Source organism: Klebsiella sp. RIT-PI-d, assembly GCF_001187865.1.
Taxonomy (GTDB): Bacteria; Pseudomonadota; Gammaproteobacteria; order Enterobacterales; family Enterobacteriaceae; genus Superficieibacter.
The window spans coordinates 1185338-1203376 of the sequence record NZ_LGIT01000009.1; the positions used below are offsets into that span (position 1 = coordinate 1185338).

The 18039-nt window shown below is 50.1% G+C and carries 20 protein-coding genes; 4 read left to right on the forward strand and 16 right to left on the reverse strand.

Annotation, left to right across the window (positions count from 1 at the left end; translation table 11 throughout):
- Positions 1-8: 8 nt before the first annotated feature.
- The gene (locus AC791_RS11940; RefSeq protein WP_049840651.1) at positions 9-431 is read right to left on the reverse strand and encodes a hypothetical protein; all 423 of its coding nucleotides are present in this window, start codon (positions 429-431) and stop codon (positions 9-11) included.
- On the opposite strand from AC791_RS11940, the gene AC791_RS11945 reads away from it, so the two are divergent.
- A complete protein-coding gene (locus tag AC791_RS11945) occupies positions 402-626 on the forward strand; it encodes a hypothetical protein (protein ID WP_049840652.1) in 225 nt (74 codons plus the stop codon). The two genes, AC791_RS11940 and AC791_RS11945, sit on opposite strands and share 30 nt — an antisense overlap.
- Before the next feature lie 163 nt (positions 627-789).
- Positions 790-1110 carry a hypothetical protein gene (locus tag AC791_RS11950; protein ID WP_049840653.1) on the forward strand — a complete coding sequence of 107 codons (321 nt, stop codon included), beginning with the start codon at positions 790-792 and terminating at the stop codon, positions 1108-1110.
- Between the two features lie 76 nt (positions 1111-1186).
- On the opposite strand, the gene AC791_RS11955 is transcribed toward AC791_RS11950, so the two are convergent.
- From AC791_RS11955 to sad, 15 genes are all read right to left on the reverse strand, one after another.
- Complete coding sequence (locus AC791_RS11955) at positions 1187-2134, reverse strand: heparin lyase I family protein (RefSeq protein ID WP_049840654.1); 948 nt, start codon at positions 2132-2134, stop codon at positions 1187-1189.
- 434 nt (positions 2135-2568) lie between these two features.
- Positions 2569-3150, reverse strand: a complete 582-nt coding sequence (locus AC791_RS11960) for a YrbL family protein (RefSeq protein WP_049840655.1) — start codon at positions 3148-3150, stop codon at positions 2569-2571.
- A 219-nt stretch (positions 3151-3369) separates the two neighbouring features.
- Positions 3370-3606: a DUF2171 domain-containing protein gene (locus tag AC791_RS11965; RefSeq protein ID WP_049840656.1), complete on the reverse strand. Its 237-nt coding sequence runs from the start codon at positions 3604-3606 to the stop codon at positions 3370-3372.
- A 250-nt stretch (positions 3607-3856) separates the two neighbouring features.
- Positions 3857-4717: an aldo/keto reductase family oxidoreductase gene (locus tag AC791_RS11970; protein ID WP_049840657.1), complete on the reverse strand. Its 861-nt coding sequence runs from the start codon at positions 4715-4717 to the stop codon at positions 3857-3859.
- A 169-nt stretch (positions 4718-4886) separates the two neighbouring features.
- On the reverse strand, positions 4887-5594 hold the full coding sequence (locus AC791_RS11975; RefSeq protein ID WP_049840658.1) for a phage antirepressor KilAC domain-containing protein: 708 nt from the start codon (positions 5592-5594) through the stop codon (positions 4887-4889).
- Positions 5595-5804: 210 nt separating this feature from the next.
- The gene (locus tag AC791_RS19845; RefSeq protein WP_072094346.1) at positions 5805-6032 is read right to left on the reverse strand and encodes a DUF1272 domain-containing protein; all 228 of its coding nucleotides are present in this window, start codon (positions 6030-6032) and stop codon (positions 5805-5807) included.
- A gap of 16 nt (positions 6033-6048) precedes the next feature.
- Complete coding sequence (locus AC791_RS11980) at positions 6049-6963, reverse strand: bestrophin family protein (protein ID WP_049840659.1); 915 nt, start codon at positions 6961-6963, stop codon at positions 6049-6051.
- A gap of 193 nt (positions 6964-7156) precedes the next feature.
- Complete coding sequence (locus tag AC791_RS11985) at positions 7157-8608, reverse strand: tagaturonate reductase (RefSeq protein WP_049840660.1); 1452 nt, start codon at positions 8606-8608, stop codon at positions 7157-7159.
- Between the two features lie 116 nt (positions 8609-8724).
- Positions 8725-9252, reverse strand: coding sequence for a GNAT family N-acetyltransferase (locus tag AC791_RS11990; RefSeq protein ID WP_049840661.1), 528 nt, complete (start codon positions 9250-9252; stop codon positions 8725-8727).
- Between the two features lie 81 nt (positions 9253-9333).
- Positions 9334-10302 (reverse strand): sensor domain-containing diguanylate cyclase, encoded by a 969-nt coding sequence (locus AC791_RS11995; RefSeq protein ID WP_049840662.1) that lies wholly within the window; start codon positions 10300-10302, stop codon positions 9334-9336.
- 51 nt (positions 10303-10353) lie between these two features.
- Positions 10354-11346, reverse strand: coding sequence for a diguanylate cyclase (locus AC791_RS12000; protein ID WP_049841620.1), 993 nt, complete (start codon positions 11344-11346; stop codon positions 10354-10356).
- A gap of 182 nt (positions 11347-11528) precedes the next feature.
- On the reverse strand, positions 11529-11891 hold the full coding sequence (locus AC791_RS12005) for a DUF4186 domain-containing protein (protein WP_049840663.1): 363 nt from the start codon (positions 11889-11891) through the stop codon (positions 11529-11531).
- Positions 11891-12817 (reverse strand): glutaminase B, encoded by a 927-nt coding sequence (gene glsB / locus AC791_RS12010; RefSeq protein WP_049840664.1) that lies wholly within the window; start codon positions 12815-12817, stop codon positions 11891-11893. The genes AC791_RS12005 and glsB overlap by 1 nt, the downstream gene beginning before the upstream one ends.
- Positions 12818-12879: 62 nt before the next feature.
- Complete coding sequence (locus tag AC791_RS12015; RefSeq protein ID WP_049840665.1) at positions 12880-14469, reverse strand: methyl-accepting chemotaxis protein; 1590 nt, start codon at positions 14467-14469, stop codon at positions 12880-12882.
- 79 nt (positions 14470-14548) lie between these two features.
- Positions 14549-15934, reverse strand: coding sequence for a succinate-semialdehyde dehydrogenase (sad, locus tag AC791_RS12020; protein WP_049840666.1), 1386 nt, complete (start codon positions 15932-15934; stop codon positions 14549-14551).
- Positions 15935-16040: 106 nt separating this feature from the next.
- On the opposite strand from sad, the gene ptrR reads away from it, so the two are divergent.
- Positions 16041-16904, forward strand: coding sequence for a putrescine utilization regulator PtrR (gene ptrR, locus AC791_RS12025; protein WP_049840667.1), 864 nt, complete (start codon positions 16041-16043; stop codon positions 16902-16904).
- 88 nt (positions 16905-16992) lie between these two features.
- Positions 16993-17937, forward strand: a complete 945-nt coding sequence (locus tag AC791_RS12030) for an L-lactate dehydrogenase (protein WP_049840668.1) — start codon at positions 16993-16995, stop codon at positions 17935-17937.
- The last annotated feature ends 102 nt before the right edge of the window (positions 17938-18039 follow it).

The following is an 18039-nucleotide window of genomic DNA, read 5'->3' on the forward strand; positions in this document are numbered from 1 at the left end:
TATCCTGTTTACCCATTATGCTGCGATGGATGATCGGCAGCAGGCTCGGCTCCGCCTTCGGGAAATAGCCGCTGACGCTGCGTCAGCGGCTCAGTCGGGTTCCCTGACAGGCCGAGATGTTTCAACTCCGGGATCACCCACCGGGCAAAATCCTCAAAACAGCCTGGCGAAAACCATTGCGCAAGATTAATGTCATCGGTATCGCTCTCCTGTAGCCACTGTGCCAACTGCCCCGCCACGCTGGAGCCACTGCCGACAAAGGTCTTCTGCCGCCCCAGCCCCTGCACAGGATGAAACACTTCGCGTAGCGTACGCTCCGGTTGTCCGGCCTCGCCGGTGACCATTTTCAGCAGCGAGCGGTTAGAGTTGGTTTGCTGCCATGCCAGCGGCGCATCCAGCGAATGGCCGGAAAAATACAGGCCGCCTGGCATGCTGTTAATGACGCTGGCAGAGCTGAAGACGTTATTGACGCTGGTGCCGATTTTATCGCTCCTGGTCGTGGAGGGCTGGCAAATCATGACTGGTCTGCACGCGTCAGAGCCGGCGAAGCCGTCAGAGAATTCGATCGCGAAATTCTCGCGCCGATTGCCGATATCAAAGACAGCGAGCTTCCCGCCGTCGTCTGAACCGGTTCAGGACGCTGTTGCGCCCTGCCCGTTCAGCTACCATTCGTGCCGGCAGTCGTGACTGTATTAATTAATGTGCCTGCAAATCATACCTGGTTTAACGAGTGTTTCATTTCGTTTTGTAAAATAGGGCCCAACCAAACACTCAAGGATTTATCTTCAAATGAAAATATCAACAGTTGTTGTCACCCTTTTAGTCGGCACTTTCTTAAGCGGTTGCGCTGTGCAAAATGATAAAACGCAATTTCACGGTGTGGGCCTGACCTACCAGTCTAATGTCAAAAAGCTGGATAACGGGGATTATTATACAGAAGTAGAGGCAGCGCCTGGTGCAGGCCGTATCCCGGGTGCGATTGGCACTGCATCAAAAAAAGCGGCTGATTTCTGCCGGGTCCAAAACAAATCAATGAGAGAAGTTAAAACGGATATTGATACGCATATGCTGTTGAATGGCGTTGCTCGCCTGACGTTTAAATGCGTTTAATTATTTCTGAGTTATATTGATTATCTAAAAACAGAGAGAGCTATTATGCAACCCGCTCTCTCTGTACAGCGTAATCTTATCTGTTTTGATTAGCTGCCGGTCTAATCTTAGGGTGAAAATAGCGATGAGTCTCTTTAACATTGTCAAACAGAAGTGATGTATCCTTTACGCCTTCTACTTTTTTCTGTTGCGGAATATAAATGCCAAATTTGCTATAGTGATTATTAGAGTTATGTGCACCAAATGAAAGATTGGTTTCAAAAACACTTTTCCCATTGACGGCTACCTGAACTTGGGGGTGTTCCCTGTTCCAGACTATCCTGACTTTGAAATTATACCAATTTTGTGGGCAATCAAGAATGGCTATTTTTTCTCTTAATACTTTGCCATTCTCTGAGTTAATGGCGATATGGATTTCGTTCTCATTTTTCAAGTGAAGAGATACTGGTGGCCGTCCTCCACCACTGGTCTTCATATTGCCACCATTCTCTTTTACCTGGAAGAAAATTACATCATGAGCGGCATGGTCTGCATTCATCTGAAATTCATACAGAGAATCGGTGTTCATATTCAGAGTGTTTTTATGTGCAAGTTCTACTCTGTAGTCACCCTTTTCTTTGGCAAGATTAAAGCGTAATACGTTATTTCCTTTTTTTCCTTCCCATGCACCCTTTTCAAAAGAAACGGAGTTGTTGTCCATGGCCTTTTTAATTTCTTGCCGCCCTGAGACTCCTAATTGCGTATAAGCTCTGGTGTTGATACTTATGTTATAGTTAGTTAATGATTTTATGTCATCCCTGAAAGCCGTTTTTATACTTTCGAGTTTTCGCCCGCGACTATGCGAGATAGGATCGTATGAACGGTCCATGTGAGAGATTGTGACGCAGTAGGTGTCAGTGTTGCGAACGCTTCTTATGTTTTGGGCAATGCTGCCAGGGGCTATTAATGTATGTGCGACATTTAGACTATTTATTGGCTGATTCAGGGATTGAGGTAAAGAATAAGTACTTAGGGCTGAGAACATTATTTTCTCCTGGTCACTATGGCGTGTAATCAGTCTGGTTCTTCGACAGCTTAACTGCAATGCATCATCATCTGATGCGATCTTATGCTTATAAAAGGAGTTAAATATTATTTTTTTTGAACATAAAATAATGTCAAATTCTGATTTTTTGATGCAAAACATCTTAGCTGGTCGTCATTCACCGGGACAATAACATTTAGTTGCCAGTAGGTATTGATGAAGGAAAAATTCTGTTCCTGTTAACAGGACAAAAATTGTGGTACTGCATAGGCTCGTGAAGCATCGACAATTGATGAAAACTACCAGGCATCGGCAAAAACGTTGCCCTCCAGTGAGGGCCAGGCGTTGTATAAGATTGTAGAGCACATCCTTTTCTTTCAGAGGATCAACAGATCCTTAAGGCATTTTTAATCGCGGTACCTGGCGAGACTCAATCAGCGCTGCTGGAGGTTGTTCAGATCGCTGAGCATACGTTTAAGACATTTAATTTTGTTTTTGTCACGCAAGGCGGCAGAAAGCTTACTTATCTGGAAAAACGTTTTTTCGCCAAAACCGTCGATAACTTTAAACCGATACTCCTGGCGGGCATTATCCCAGGCATAAACGATGTTTTTACAATGCAGTGAGTTAATGATGACTCGCGTTGTGACGAACCACGCCAGGAAAAGATTGAGTTTGTTTAGTTTAACGACGTCAAGTTCGTTGTTAAGCGCCAGCTGGTACACGGTCTGGGCGATGTTGTTATGCTCATCCTGCTCTTTAACAATAACTTGCCCTAATCCTTTATTGGTTTCAACCAGCCCTTCTATCTTCTGTATATAAAGTGCATCGGCATCATTATAGGGTTTGCATTCCTTAATATCGCGGTGAACTTCTCGCAACTTGCTTTTGTACTTTGCGATCCCGGGAATAACGATTTTAACCAGAAGTGTACGATCGTGCGGATGCTGGAAAACATAGCGATCGTTACCTTTGGCCAATAAATCATCATCGGTCAACACAAGTTCTGGCTTCATAATCGTTTTTGACTCTTAGCGGTTGAAATATAATCGCCCTGCGCTCTTGAGGTAGAGATCCTGAGCGTAAAATGACGTTAAACGGTTAGTATGCTGTGGTAGATATTAACGCAAAGTAAACGTATAGCGTAATCGCTGCAAAAAAACACAAAAACCGCTAAATAGCGGCAGGATTACAGGCAAAGAAAAACCCCCAAATCGGGGGCTTAGTGGTATAGCTTAGGCTTCTTGCCAGCCGGCGAACACTTCTTTGCTGTTTATGTTGAGGATAACTTTGTTATCATCGACTTTTTCTACCCATGACAGCGGGATGAAGTGATGTTTGCCGCCCGATTCTGGATCGCTTTTAGACAGCTTAATGCGATCCTGATCGTCAAGATGATCAACAACACCAACATGGGTACCGCAGCTTGCTACAACCTGAGTATGGTCTTTAATTTCGCTTTTATTAATCATAAAATACCTTTCGTTGGTTGATGTTTATGTAACCCTGTAAAGCATAGACCACAAATAGAAGCATGCAGCGCCTGTTAGCATTTTGAAACAAATTGCCAATAGCGGCCGATGTGTGAACGAAGCTTCTATGCTTTAGAGTTAATAGCAACTATATGAGCTGTGTATGCCGCAGTTTTATATACATGAATAATAATAAAAAAAAAGAAATAAGAATTATGCAGGATAGCGATTATCTATCCTGCATATTTTTTTAAGCGAGGGAATTAAGCTCTGCAATGACTTCAGGTGATAGCGTAAGTTGCCCTGCGGCCATATTTTCATGAAAATGCGTGACAGAGCTGGTGCCGGGAATAAGCAGTATATTATCAGAACGCTGTAACAGAAATGCCAGCGCCAGTTGCATAGGTGTGACGCCTTCCCTTTCAGCAATTTTATTCAGCCCGGATGACTGAATCGGCGTAAAGCCGCCAAGCGGAAAAAATGGCACGTAAGCAATACCTTCGGCGGCCAACGCGTCTATCATTTCGTCATCGTGGCGATGCACGAGATTGTAATGATTCTGAACACAAACGATAGAACAGATTTTCTTCGCTTCTTCTATCTGATTTATTGTCACATTACTTAATCCAATGTGACGAACCAGTCCTTCCTGTTGAAGTTCAGCCAGAATATTCAATGGCGCTTCAAGCGAACCCTCTGCCGGACCATGCGCACTAAACATCAGGCGCAGGTTAACCACATCCAGCTGTTCAAGCCCTAAATTGGTCAGGTTACTTGCAACGGCCTGACGCAGTTCCTGAGCAGAAAAAGCCGGAAGCCAGTTCGCTTTATCATCTCGGCGTGCGCCGATTTTGGTCACAATAACCAAATCGTCCGCATAGGGAGTCAGCGTTTCCCGAATAAGCTGATTCGTCACGTGCGGACCATAAAAATCGCTGGTATCAATATGGTTAACGCCTGCTGCCATAGCGGCCCGCAGAACATCACGTGCGGCATCGATATTTTTTGGCGGACCGAATACTCCGGGACCCGCCAGCTGCATGGCGCCATAGCCGATACGTTTTACCTGACGATCCCCAAGTTTGAAGCTGCCATTACGAGAAGTATGCATGAGGGTTAATCCTTATACGCTGGGTAGAAAGCCACAATCATTTTATCGTTTAAGGATAATACGGCACATTTCATCGTGGGGGTATGAAAATGCGCGGGATCGCACAGGGAGAAAAACGGGGATCAAAGGACAGGTAATGCCCGCCGCGTGGCGGGCCATGATACAGCGTTTATGCCGCCGCCGTTCTCGACTGCGTTGCCAGGTACCCCGCCCACAGGCTGGCCACCCATTTAACCCCTTTCGCGGTAAAACGCGCCTGTGAAAACGTATGCTGATTCTCACCGGTTCCGGAGCGCAGCGTAAAGTAGCCGGCCTGGGCATGGTGATGATGCGGCGTCAGCACGCCGCCTGTCCGGTACATTATATTACGCTCTAACAGAAACTGACGGAATTCAGGCTCTTTGGCTCTGAGCATTTTACAGAGCTGACGAAAGCCGAGAGAGTCGTCAACGTTAATGTAGCTGTCAAAAAATGCGGCTTTCGGCGCCGTCAGCGCCAGACGCTGTTCAGCAAGCTGACGCTGCTCATATTGTTCAGCCCAGGCTCGCGCGGCGGTTGCCGGATTGGTGAAATCCGGCAGATTGTCACGCTTTTCTCGCTCCTGCCAGCAGTCCAGCGCTTCGGCAGTAAACCCCGGCGACAGGCGAGAGACAGCGAGGAGGGAATCACGCTTATTCAGAAAAAACTCCTGATACGTCTCCCCTTCTTTTTCATAAAGACTGACCGTTACGGGCTGGGAAAAGCGTTGCGCCGTCTCCAGGCCATTAATAATACGTTTTACTTCACCATGCGTTATACCGGTCAGAGTCGCAATCTCGCGGCTACTCATCAGGGCAGACTGATCAAGGCTTCGTTGGCTATCAAACGTAATCATCATAGGTTCACCACTCACTAACAACACCCCTGGGGGTAGTTGAAATAGTATACAATGTACTGGTTAAATATCCAGTTCTTTTTTTGAGCGGTGTCGTCTTTTATCGTTCACTGGAAAATCTGGAGCGCCTGCCGCGTTATTCCTTTAGAAAACAGGTGCCTGGATCGCATACAGCGCCAGTTTAACCTTTCTATATAGCACAGATATGCCTGCTCAGGAGCGCAAAACGCGCACAACTGAAGACGGAAATTTCAGCAATTTCTCAGCAGGACGAACTGGACGCCGGACCAATTCGCCCTGACAGTTTGGACAACGACGTTGAAGATGTTTTTCAGCACACGCTATGCAAAATGTGCACTCAAATGAGCAAATAAACGCTGCCAGAGAATCCGGCGGCAAATCGATGTCACAGCGTTCACAGTTTGGTCTCAGTTCCAGCATAGTGCGCTCCGCCTGCTCAGGTAAGTTGATAGTTTTTATCCGGTACGCTTATCGCCGGGATATCCGTTTCATCGTTCATTTGTAATAAATCAATTTCAATAGCATTACAGATTGCATCCAGCGGGAGATCGTTATTTTCAAGCCCAAAAGGATCTTCAAGTTCTTCGGCCAGTGAATCCAGTGAAATAAAAGTATATGAAATCAGTACTGAAATGAACGGCGTCATATAGTGTAAATCAACCGCCAGCGCGAAAGGCAGTAAAATACAAAAGATATAAACCGTACGGTGTAAAATAAGCGTGTAGGCAAATGGAATGGGCGTATTAGCAATACGCTCACACCCTGCCAGCACGACTGACATATCGTTCAGGCGGTTATTCAGACTATGAAAAAGGATATCTGAAAGTTCGCCGCGCTGACGGCGTACGGCCAGCCACTCTCCCATCAGTAGTAGAATGCGGTTAGCCGGGGAACGTGACGCCAGTACGTCGGCCAGATGTTGCGAAGGCAGCAAAGGTTTTAATGTTTGCTCCTGCGGCAAGCGACGAAGTGTCATACGCAGCGAGTGGGCAAATGCAATTTGTAAACGCACAAATTCGCCAGTGTGGCTCTCATCAGGCAAGGTGTTTTTTACTTCCCGAAACAGCGATCGCGAGGCGATCATCAATTGCCCCCAGAGTTGGCGAGCCTCAACAAAGCGGGAGTAGCTTGCATTATTGCGAAAGCCCAGAAAAATTGCGATGGCCACGCCCAGAATGCTGAATGGCGCGACGGTAAGCCTGATGCCCAGTGAGGTATACCAGGGAAGTATCAGGATGACGATAACCGACAGCAGGAAGTTGAGCAGCAGTCGCGAGATGACTTTAGAAAGCACAGAGCCATGCCAGACAAAAATCAGCGCCAGCCAGTGTTGTTGCGGTCTCAGGATCATTTTAATGTTATTAGCAGGTGAATCATTCGGGAATTAAACGTGATTGCCATCACACTTTCAACCCGCAGTGTCCCCTTTTTTACTGATTGACGTTTTAAAGCACGTGCTAACGTTTTTCTATTTAATATAGATTGCTTGTATGTTGTAACTAATTAAGTTGAATATAAACCCGGCTTGCGCCGGGTCAATCGGATTAACAAAGCGGTTTTACTGCTTCACGCATTCCGTTCGTTAAAATAGCGTCTAAATCATGCGTTACCTGCTCAACCAGACCGGGAACCTGGGTCAAATCCTGCTCCCAGTGATCGCGATGGCTAAGCACCGTTCGCACAACATCAGAGGTGGTAATTTCGCGATCGTGATGCTTAGCCCACAGCTGCTGGTATGTCTCAAGCCAGTGCGCATCGTCCTGTACCGGATAGGTTTCACCGTTGCGCTCTGCCCGATAAAAAGCGATAAGTGCCGCCAGCGCGAAGGTCAGACGTGACGGTAACGTCCCGGTGGTCTTTTGCCCTGCCAGCAGCTGCGGTAAAATACGCGTCCGGTATTTGGTCATGCCGTTCAGCGCAATCGATAGCAGTTGATGCTTAATATAGGGGTTACGGAAACGCCCGGTTACTGCACTGGCGAAGGATTCCAGCTCGTCACGCGGCAGATCGAGAACCGGGATAATCTCTTCGTAGATAGCTTTCTCAACAAAAGTACAAATTTGCCGATCGTTCATCGCCTCGCCTACGGTGTCCAGCCCGGCCTGCCAGGCAACAGGAACCAGCGCGGTATGCGCGCCATTGAGAATGGCCACTTTACGTTCTTTGTACGGTTTAATATCGTCAACGATTAAGACGTTAAGCGGATATTTATCGAGACGCAGTTCTGCTGCCAGCGATTTAGGTCCCTGTATCACAAACAGATAAAAGTGCTCTGCGGTATCCAGAAAACCGTCTTTATAGCCCAGCTCGGTTTCAAGTTGAGCCACTTCATCACGCGGGTAGCCCGTCACGATACGGTCAACCAGCGTCGAACAGAAGGTGTTCGCCTCGTTGAGCCAGGTGGTGAATTCTGTCGGTAGCGCCCACTCCTGCGCATAGCGCAAGACCAGCTCCTGCAAAGCGTCACCGTTATAGTCAATCAGCTCACAAGGAATGATCACCCAGCCTTTGTCTGCCGCACCGCCAAAGTGGCTAAAACGTTCAAAAAGCAGGCGCGTCAGTTTAGCCGGATAGCTAACGGCAGGCGCATCATCAAATTTGTCGCCTGCATGGTAGCTAATTCCGGCCTCCGTGGTGTTTGAAAACACAAAACGCATATCCGGGTTATGTGCAAGCTTAAGGAACTCATCATAGTGGGTATAAACGCTGATTTCGCGATTAACTGAACGAATCAAACGAGCATCACTTACCGCTTCGCCCTGCTCATTCAGACCACGAATGATCGTAGTATACAAACCATCCTGAGTGCTCAGTGACGGTGGGAAGTCACTCTTAATCGGCCGAACAATGACCACACCTGCATTAAGGTCGGTGTTTTCGTTCAGCAGATCAATCTGCCAGTCGATAAAAGCGCGCAGAAAGTTGCCTTCACCAAACTGAATAATACGCTCAGGATAGTTTGCACCGGGGAAATCACGACGGTTCAGCGTTTTCACAATAGGGTCCTTTTTTGATTAATCATACAACTCAGCAGAATTGGTCCAATAACTTAACAGACTTTTAAACCAATAAAACCCCGTTTTGATCAAATCGTGACGCTATAGCAAAAAAATCACATCTGTTTGTAATACACGCTGGTCGCGGTTAATACCCCATCGGGCATGAGCGCGTAATCAGGTATTTCCCCACTCTTGTGCCAGCCCTGTTGTTGATAGAACATTTCTGCTCCACTGCCAGTAGCCGTATCAAGGACCAGTAAGGTTTTATGATGCAGGAGCGAGGTAGACTCAAGCATCGATATAAGCTGTGCAGCAACGCCCTGTCGCCGTGCACGCGAGTGGACAAGTAATTTAGCAACATCGGCCCGGTGCGGCTGATTTTCCGGCTGACTGAGAATCAGCTGAACTGTACCAATGGGCCGTTGATCTGAGTCCAGCGCCACGAGAACGAGGCGCTCTTTCATATCCGTGCTCTGTGCAATGTTTGTCCACCACGCCTTTAGCGTGTCTCGCTGACATGGGAGCATAAAACTGACGGAAGCACCGCCAGCAATACAATCTTCAAGAATATCGGTCAGGGCATCAAGGTGGCAAAGAATATCGTCACCAGAAAAGGAATGAAGAGTGATTGATGTAGACATATTTTTTCCTGAGTATGGCTACACCACTATTATTTTAACAAATTAATTACACAAGCTTTTGTTTCATACGTTCTTGTGATATTAGCGCCTTTTCCCGGAGTCTTTATTTTTCATGGTATACATCTTTTGATCGGCGGCCTGCAGCCACTCTTCAAGTGTTGAGCCATCCTGATTAAACTCGGTCACGCCCCAGGAAAATGCCAGCTTCCAGGGCTTGCCGGAACGTTCATTAAACGCTTCCGCTTCTTCAGCCAGGTGCTGCATCGCTATCCATGCGCCATTTTCATCGGTATCGGAGAACAGAATAGCAAACTCATCGCCACTGTAGCGCACGGTCAGGTCCGTGTCGCGAAATGAACTGGTTAGCAGATTTGCCATCGTTTTAAGGGCGACATCGCCTTCAGCATGTCCAAAGCGATCGTTAATTTTTTTGAAACCGTCGAGATCGAGCCAGCCCAAAGTGAGTGGTACGGCTCGGCGAGCGGCAGAACGTATGGCATAGCTGGCGAGACTGTTAAAGCCCCGACGGTTAAACAATCCCGTTAGTTCGTCGGTGGTCGCCGCATTAATAGCCGCAAACTCCCCCTCCACGATAGCAGCCAGATCCTTAAGCATATCCAGATCGCCGGGACTGAAGGCCCGGGGTTCCCTGTCAACGAGGCAAAAAGCGCCGGCGACAGCGCCATCCGGCAGGCGTAAAGGGTATCCCGCATAAAATCGCAGGTGCGAGTCGCCTTCAACCAGCGGATTATCGGCAAAGCGTTCATCCAGTGTGGCATCCGTAACAACCAGCGGCGACTCGCTTAAAATAGCATGCCCACAAAAAGAGATATTGCGGGGAAGCGTTGTAATATCGATTCCATCATGTGACTTGAAAATCAGTACTTCTTCGTCCACCAGCGTTACCAGCGCGACGGGGATATCGAACAGACGCTTTGCAAGACGGGTTAAACGGTCAAAGCGCTGCGGATCGCCGGATTCAAGGATGCCTGACTCATGTAATGAGGCAAGACGTTGCGGTTCGTTCACAGGTATGGCCGGACTCTTCATTGCATCTCCTTCAATATGGATACTTCAGTCTATGCCAGTAAGCTCCGTTTTTCAGTGCGCATAGATACGATTCTTTCCTTCACGTTTGGCCTGATAAAGCGCGTCATCCGCTGCTTTAAGCCAGTCGGTAGACGATGACATCTCTTTAGTGGCGCTGGCAATACCGATACTCAGCGTTAAAGAAAGCGTGTTATCCGGTAATACGGTCATTACGGCCACCGCTTCCATAATGCGTCTGGCGATCGTTTTCGCCTCTTCATCCGGCGTTTCTGGCAGCAGGATCACGAACTCATCGCCCCCCAGACGCGCAGGGGTGTCGGTTTTACGCGTCGCGACATGCAGAATCTGTGACACTGTCACTAAAAGCAAATCACCCACTTTATGACCAAAACGATCGTTAACCTCTTTAAAGTTATCGATATCAATAAACATTAATACTGAGCTGTGCGTATTATGCTGCAGTTTACTCAACTCTAGCGCAATTCTTTGTTCGAGCAACCGACGGTTAGCAATATCCAGCAGCGGATCCATCATGGCAATGCGTTCAAGCTCGCGACTATTTTTATGCAACTTACGGGCAATAGAATTGGTCAGTACACTGAGGGCAAAGACGTAAATAGCGATCAGCGGCAGCGTGGCATACAGCGTTTTCTGTGAGACTTCAGGTACAAACGGAAGCCCTAAAGGCAGCCACGTCATAATAAACGCCGCCAGCATCACCAGCGCCCCTTTACGTAGTAAAGGAAAACCACCGGCAGAAACCCGGTCTGACATCAGTATCGTGGCGATAACTACCGAGGGCAGCAGGTTAACGGCCATCATCGCGATCCAGAATCCGCCGGTCGCGGCATCCACCACCAGGTTGCGGTGCTCACTCTCAAGGGGGATGGTTGCTCGCTTAGCCCGCATATAGGCCACCATCGGCCAGATAAAGGCATTAATAGCCAGTAATACTATTAACCACAGGGGCCGGTTCAACTCAACCAGTACAGAAAGGATAGGGAAAAAACACAAGAGCGTGCCGAGCGTTCGCATCAGAAACATGCGTCTGACAAATCTGGCTCCGGTAACCCGTTCATTTTTTAATAGCGTGTCAGATTTGTTCATGTCACGATTTTCCGCCGCGTATGCAGACTTATCTTATTGACGATAAAAGCCAGTATCAAGTGATTTAAATAATTCTTATCATCTGCCTAACCTATTTTAAACAATAAGATTTATATTTTCTAACGAGGCGGATTCATTTGTATCACCAGCCAGTGAAAAATCACCTGCACAATCCACTGCTGCTGAGAGGGCGAAAGCACCTGATGTTGAGGGATGTGATGCCATTTTTCCAAACAACCGCGACAGCAGGTCGCCGTGGCATGTTGTGCGATAAAAACCGGATGGCCGCGCATCGGTGTCTGCCTGCCATCATTTAGTGGCTCTGCCGGAGCCAGCCGACGGGCTACAAAATCAGCGGCATGTTCACTGATAGTCTCCGCGCCTTTATCCAGACAATACTGCCGCTCCTTTACGCCGAGACGAAAACGGGCGCGAAAAGCCGAGCGCGACAAACGCGCAAAAAGAGTCTCAAGACGATCCATCAAAATACCGAATGCCCCGGCTGTTGTGTCAGTTTTTCCAGTGCGGCAACGCCGGCAACAGAGTTACCCGTGCTATCCAGCTCCGGGCTCCAGACAGCAATCGCCATCTCATGTGGGACAATTGCCACCACACCCCCTCCGACCCCTGATTTCGCCGGCAATCCCACACGCCAGGCAAACTCACCTGAACTCTGATACATCCCGCTGGTTGCCATCAGGGCATTAATTTGTCTGGACTGGAGTGGTGTCAATACCGGTTCGCTCAGATGAGGTGCCCTGCCCTTATCTGCCAAAAATAAAAAGGTGCGGGCAAGCTCAACGCAGTTCATTTTCAGCGCGCAGTAGTGAAAATAATTCTGCAGCACGCCAGAAACATCATTATGGAAATTGCCGAACGACTTCATAAGCCAGGCAATGGCGGCATTGCGCGCCGAATGTTCAAACTCAGACCGCGCCACGACGCTGTCATAGCCCACATCAGCCGCACCGCTGAGCTGACGTACGATTTCCAGCATGCGCTGACGGGGTGCGCTCAGGCGACTTTGCAGCATATCGCACACCACCAGCGCGCCGGCATTAATAAATGGATTGCGCGGTATTCCCTGTTCCAGCTCAAGTTGCACCAGTGAATTAAACGGCAACCCGGAGGGATCTTTCCCTACGCGCTGCCAGATTTCATCTTCCTGATAATGATTCATCGCTACAATCAGGCTCAGCACCTTAGAGATAGACTGAATAGAGAAGCGCTCGCTGGCATCGCCTGCCGCAAAATGCTGGCCCTCTACTGTGCTGATAGCAATGCCGAGTTTATTCGGACTCACGGCGGCCAGTGCCGGAATATAATCAGCGACCTTTCCCTGACCGATTAAAGGACGGACCTCGTGTAAAATCGATTCGAGTAATGCCGTTGTGATGACCTTCGCCACCTGTTGCTCCTTGTCCCGGACCATTTTTGGCCCAGGAGTATAACAGAGCTAATGCTCAGCCGTCAGGCCGGAAGCCGAAATCGGGTAACCGCCAGCGTCAGCTGCTGTGAATCATCCTGCAATTGCTGAGATGCCCGTGACGCATGGGTGACCAGCTCGCCGGTTTGACGTGCAACCCGGTTCAGTACGTGCAACTGACGCGTCATCGAATGGATGCTTTCTCCCTGACGCAGCGTGGCACCTGAAATGTCGCTTAGCAGGCTGCTGAGGGTAGCCACCAGCCGGGTAACCTGCTGAAGATTGTCCTCCAGACGATTAACCGCCGTCGAACCGGACTCAATCCCCTGCAACGAGTGGTTAATTAACTGCTGAATATCGCGGGTAGAGTGGCTGCTTTGCCGGGCCAGCAGCCCCACCTCATTAGCGACCACCGCAAACCCGCGTCCCCGATCCCCGGCATGGGCAGCCTCTATTGCCGCGTTAAGCGCCAGAATATTGGTTTGAAAGGCCACGCTGTCAATCATCGCCACAATTCCACGCATTTCCGCTGAACGGTCAACAATTTCCCGCATCGACTGATTTACCGTATCCATCATTCGATCGCCCTTTTCTGCCGCCTGACGCGCTTCGTCCGCGCGCTGGCTGGCCTGCTGTGCGTAGCCGGTATTGCCTTCTACGTGCGCTTCAAGCGCGGCAATATGCAGGGTAACGCCATCCAGCTCACGTGCCTGCTTCACCGACTGTTGATACAGCGTCTGGTTTCCCTCCGCCAGACGTTGAATATTTGCCACCATCGACGTGGTAGCGTCAGTAACCTCTATTACCAGCTGCTGAAGGCCGGTTTGCATCTCGCTAATACTCAGGCTGAGCTGATGGATCTCGCGGTTAAACCGCTGAACCGGCGGCAGTGATGCAGAAAGATCGCCTGCGGCCAGCTGGTTAATATGGCTAATTAATTGTCGTAGCGGGACGATCACCCATCGCGACATTCCCAGCCAGACGGCGATAGCAATGACCAGCAGAAGCGCTGGTGCCAGGAGAAACAGCGTTTGTAGCGATGCCAAGCTTGCCATAAAGGACTGCCGCCCGACCCCGGCGCGCTGTTCAGTCGCTTGCTGAAAACGCGCGTAGTGCTGATTAAAATCCGCCTGAAAAGCCTGCACCGGTACCGCAAAGAAAGCATCTATAGACTGTGTTTTACCCAGAGCGTCGACCTGCTCTTTAATGGCGCTGTAAAACAGCTGGTAGCTATTCACCAGTTCATCATCGGCGGGAGGATTGAGCGCGTGCCATGCTTTCCACGCCTGTTGCGAATGGGCAAGTTCACGCCCGGCATCCTCAAGCAGGCCGTTCCAGCTGCCTACCGAGCCGGTATCACGATCCTGCATAAACCATACTCCGGCACGATTCAGTAAATCGCTGGCGGTAAGCAGCGCTATCCGGGCCTCATCAACTTTTGCCTGCTGCAGATGCGCTTGCTGATTGCGCTGTTCACTAAGCCGCGCATTGTTGAGCGAATGTGACAGCAGCAATGATGAGGTTATTTGCAGGGCGGAAAACAGAAAAATAATGCATAGTATCCCCGTCAGAAGGCCAAACTGACGGGGAAGAATGCGCTGCCATGTACGACGGGAAATTTGTATTAAGTTCATCATTTTCATCTTTTACAACACGTTACGCGTGAGTCTATGAGATGAAAATGACAGTGCCATGACAGTATAATGACATCACCTAGCGACGATCTTTCCAGACGGTCTGAATATTGCAGAACTCGCGCAGACCGAAATGCGACAGCTCACGGCCAAAGCCGCTTTTTTTAACGCCGCCAAACGCCACCCGTGGATCGCTGGCGCTAAAGCCATTAATAAACACGCCTCCGCATTCGAGATGATCGGTAAAAAAGCGCGCCTGTTCTTCACTGGCGGTAATTACGGTGGCAGACAGACCGAACTCACTGTCGTTTGCCAGGGCCAGCGCATGCTGCGCATCCCTGGCAAGCGTAATGGCCGCAACTGGACCAAACAACTCCTCGCGAAATGCGGTCATTTCTGGGGTAACATCGCCGAGGACGGTAGCGGTGTAGTAATTACCCTCACCGGCTACCTTTTCGCCCCCTGACAGCAATGTCGCGCCCTGCTCAAGCGTTTTCAGAACCTGCTGATGTAACTCATCACGCAGATCAAAACGCGCCATCGGGCCAAGATCGGATTGCTCATCGCCCGGATCGCCCATTTTCAGTTCAGCGACCGCCGCCACAAACCTGTCGGTAAATGCCTGGGCGATACCCGCTTCGACAATAAAGCGTTTCGCCGCCGCACATACCTGCCCGGTATTCTGGTAACGCCCGGCAACCGCAGCGCTCACCGCTAAATCCAGATCGGCATCGTTGAGGACGATAAACGGATCGGAGCCGCCAAGCTCAAGTACGCATTTCTTAAGCGCAGCGCCCGCCTGCGCGCCAATGGCCTGGCCGGCACGGACGCTACCGGTTACCGTCACCGCCGCTATGCGTGGATCGGCAATCGCCTGACTCACGCCGTCATTGGTTGCATTGATTTCACCGAAAACCCCTTCCGGGAAACCGGCTTCATCAAACAGCTGTTTAATGAGCGCACTACAGCCCTGCACATTCGGCGCATGTTTCAGTAAATAGCTATTGCCCGCCAGCAAAACAGGAACCGCACCACGCAGGACCTGCCAGAGGGGAAAATTCCACGGCATTATCGCCAGAATCGCTCCCAGCGGACGGTATTCAATGACCGCCTGCCGATCGGCCACGGTTGTGTTCTCTGTCTTGAGCATTGCCGGGCCATGTTCTGCGTACCAGTCGCATAAGTTTGCCGATTTACTCACTTCAGCCCGGGCCTGACGGATAGGTTTGCCCATTTCGCGACAAATCATCTGCGCCATCGCTTCAGCGTTTTTACGCAGTACGGTGCCAAGATCGCGCAGTTTTGCTGCCCGCTGAGCCACAGTGACATTACGCCACTGACGATAGCCGCCAGAGGCCCGTTCAAGTGCGCGTTCCAGCTCGTCGCGGGTGGCCCACGGCCGGGAAGAAAGTGGCCGGCCGTTCGCCGGGTTAACGGATGTTGCAGTGTGTGCAGGTGAAGTCATCTTCTTCTCACTTGTCGAAATTATCAGGTGACAGCTATTCTGCTACACTCGCACAAGTGTTAAAAATGAATAATATTAACCACTCCATTCACAAATCGAGAACGACATGGATTTAACTCAGCTTGAAATGTTTAATGCGGTGGCGAAAGCCGGCAGTATTACTCAGGCCGCTGCCACCGTACATCGGGTGCCGTCAAATCTGACCACCCGCATTCGCCAGCTGGAAGCCGACCTTGGCGTCGCGCTGTTCATTCGTGAGAACCAGCGCCTGCGCCTCTCCCCGGCCGGGCATAATTTCCTGCGCTACAGTGAGCAAATTCTGGCCCTTGTAGATGAAGCGCGCAAGGTCGTTACCGGTGATGAGCCGCAAGGGTTATTTTCTCTGGGTTCGCTTGAAAGCACGGCCGCCGTGCGCATTCCGGCGCTGCTTGCACAATATACCGGGCGCTATCCAAAAATTCAGTTTGACCTGGCGACGGGGCCATCCGGCACCATGCTGGACGGCGTGCTGGCCGGGACGCTAAGCGCCGCGTTTGTTGATGGACCGGTCCTCCACCCGGCACTTGACGGGCTGCCTGTCTGGCGGGAAGAAATGGTGGTTGTCGCCCCCGGTGGACATCGGCCCGTTACCCGTGCCAGCGACGTTAACGGTGTCAACATCTATGCCTTTCGCGCTAACTGCTCTTATCGTCGCCATTTCGAAAACTGGTTTCACGCCGACCATGCCATGCCGGGAAAAATTCACGAAATGGAGTCCTATCATGGGATGTTGGCCTGCGTCATTGCCGGTGCCGGACTGGCGCTGATCCCACGATCAATGCTGGAGGCGATGCCCGGCAGTCATCAGATTAGCGCATGGCCGCTTAGTAAAGAGTGGCGATGGCTGACCACCTGGCTGGTGTGGCGACGCGGCGGAATGACGCGCTCGCTGGACGCTTTTATTGAGATAGTGAACGAGGTAAAACCATAGCATTATCCTATAGGTGCTGTAGATCCTTGCATTGTCCCGGGTTCAGGCAGTAGTTTTATTTTTTGCTTTCACGTTAAACGGACTCGCTATGAACACTAAAGCACGCAAAGTGATGATTATAGGCGCAGGCAACGTCGGAGCATCTGCTGCCTACGCGCTGCTTAATCAGACCATTTGCGAAGAGCTGATTTTGGTTGATGTTAATAAGGCCCGGGTTGAAGGTCATGTTCAGGATCTCAGCGATGCTGCCGCCTATATGCCAGGAATGGTAACGATTTGCTCCCGCGACGCCAGCGACTGCGCGGATGTTGATATTGCAGTGATCACCGTTTCCGGCGGTGCCCTTAAGCCTGGCCAGACGCGACTGGATGAACTGACCAGCACCGCGAAGATTGTGAAAAGTATTATCCCACAGATGATGGCGGGCGGTTTTAACGGCATCTTTCTTATCGCTACCAATCCGTGCGATATCATTACCTGGCAGGTATGGACGCTTTCGGGGCTGCCGAGAAACCAGATCATCGGCACCGGCGTGTGGCTGGATACTACCCGCTTACGCCGCACGCTTGCCCGGCAGCTGGATATCGGCGCGCAGAGTATCGATGCTTTCATCCTTGGCGAGCATGGTGATACCCAGTTTCCGGTCTGGTCACATTCATCGGTCTACGGCTCTCCCATCGCTGACCTGTATCAGCGCCGTATGGGCAAGCCCCTTGATCGTTCAGCACTGGCGGAAAAAGTACGCAAGCTGGGCTTCGAAATTTATGCCGGAAAAGGCTGTACTGAATACGGTATTGCCGGGACAATTGCTGAGATCTGTCGCAATATTTTTACAGGGAGCCATCGCGCGCTGGCCATCTCCTGCATTCTGGATGGCGAATATGGCGTAAGCAATGTTGCCATTGGCGTACCGGCGGTACTGGCACAAAGTGGTGTCCAGCAGGTTATTGAACTCCATCTCGCTGATGATGAGCTGGAAAAATTTCGTTATTCGGCAAGCGTTATTCAGGCGAATATTGCCCGCCTGCCATGATAATAAGTGTGTCAGCCGGGGCGCAGGCTGACACAGCATTCCATTGTTCGCATAATGTTGTCCTGAGCATTCTGGTTCAGATACGCTGACATATGACGCACG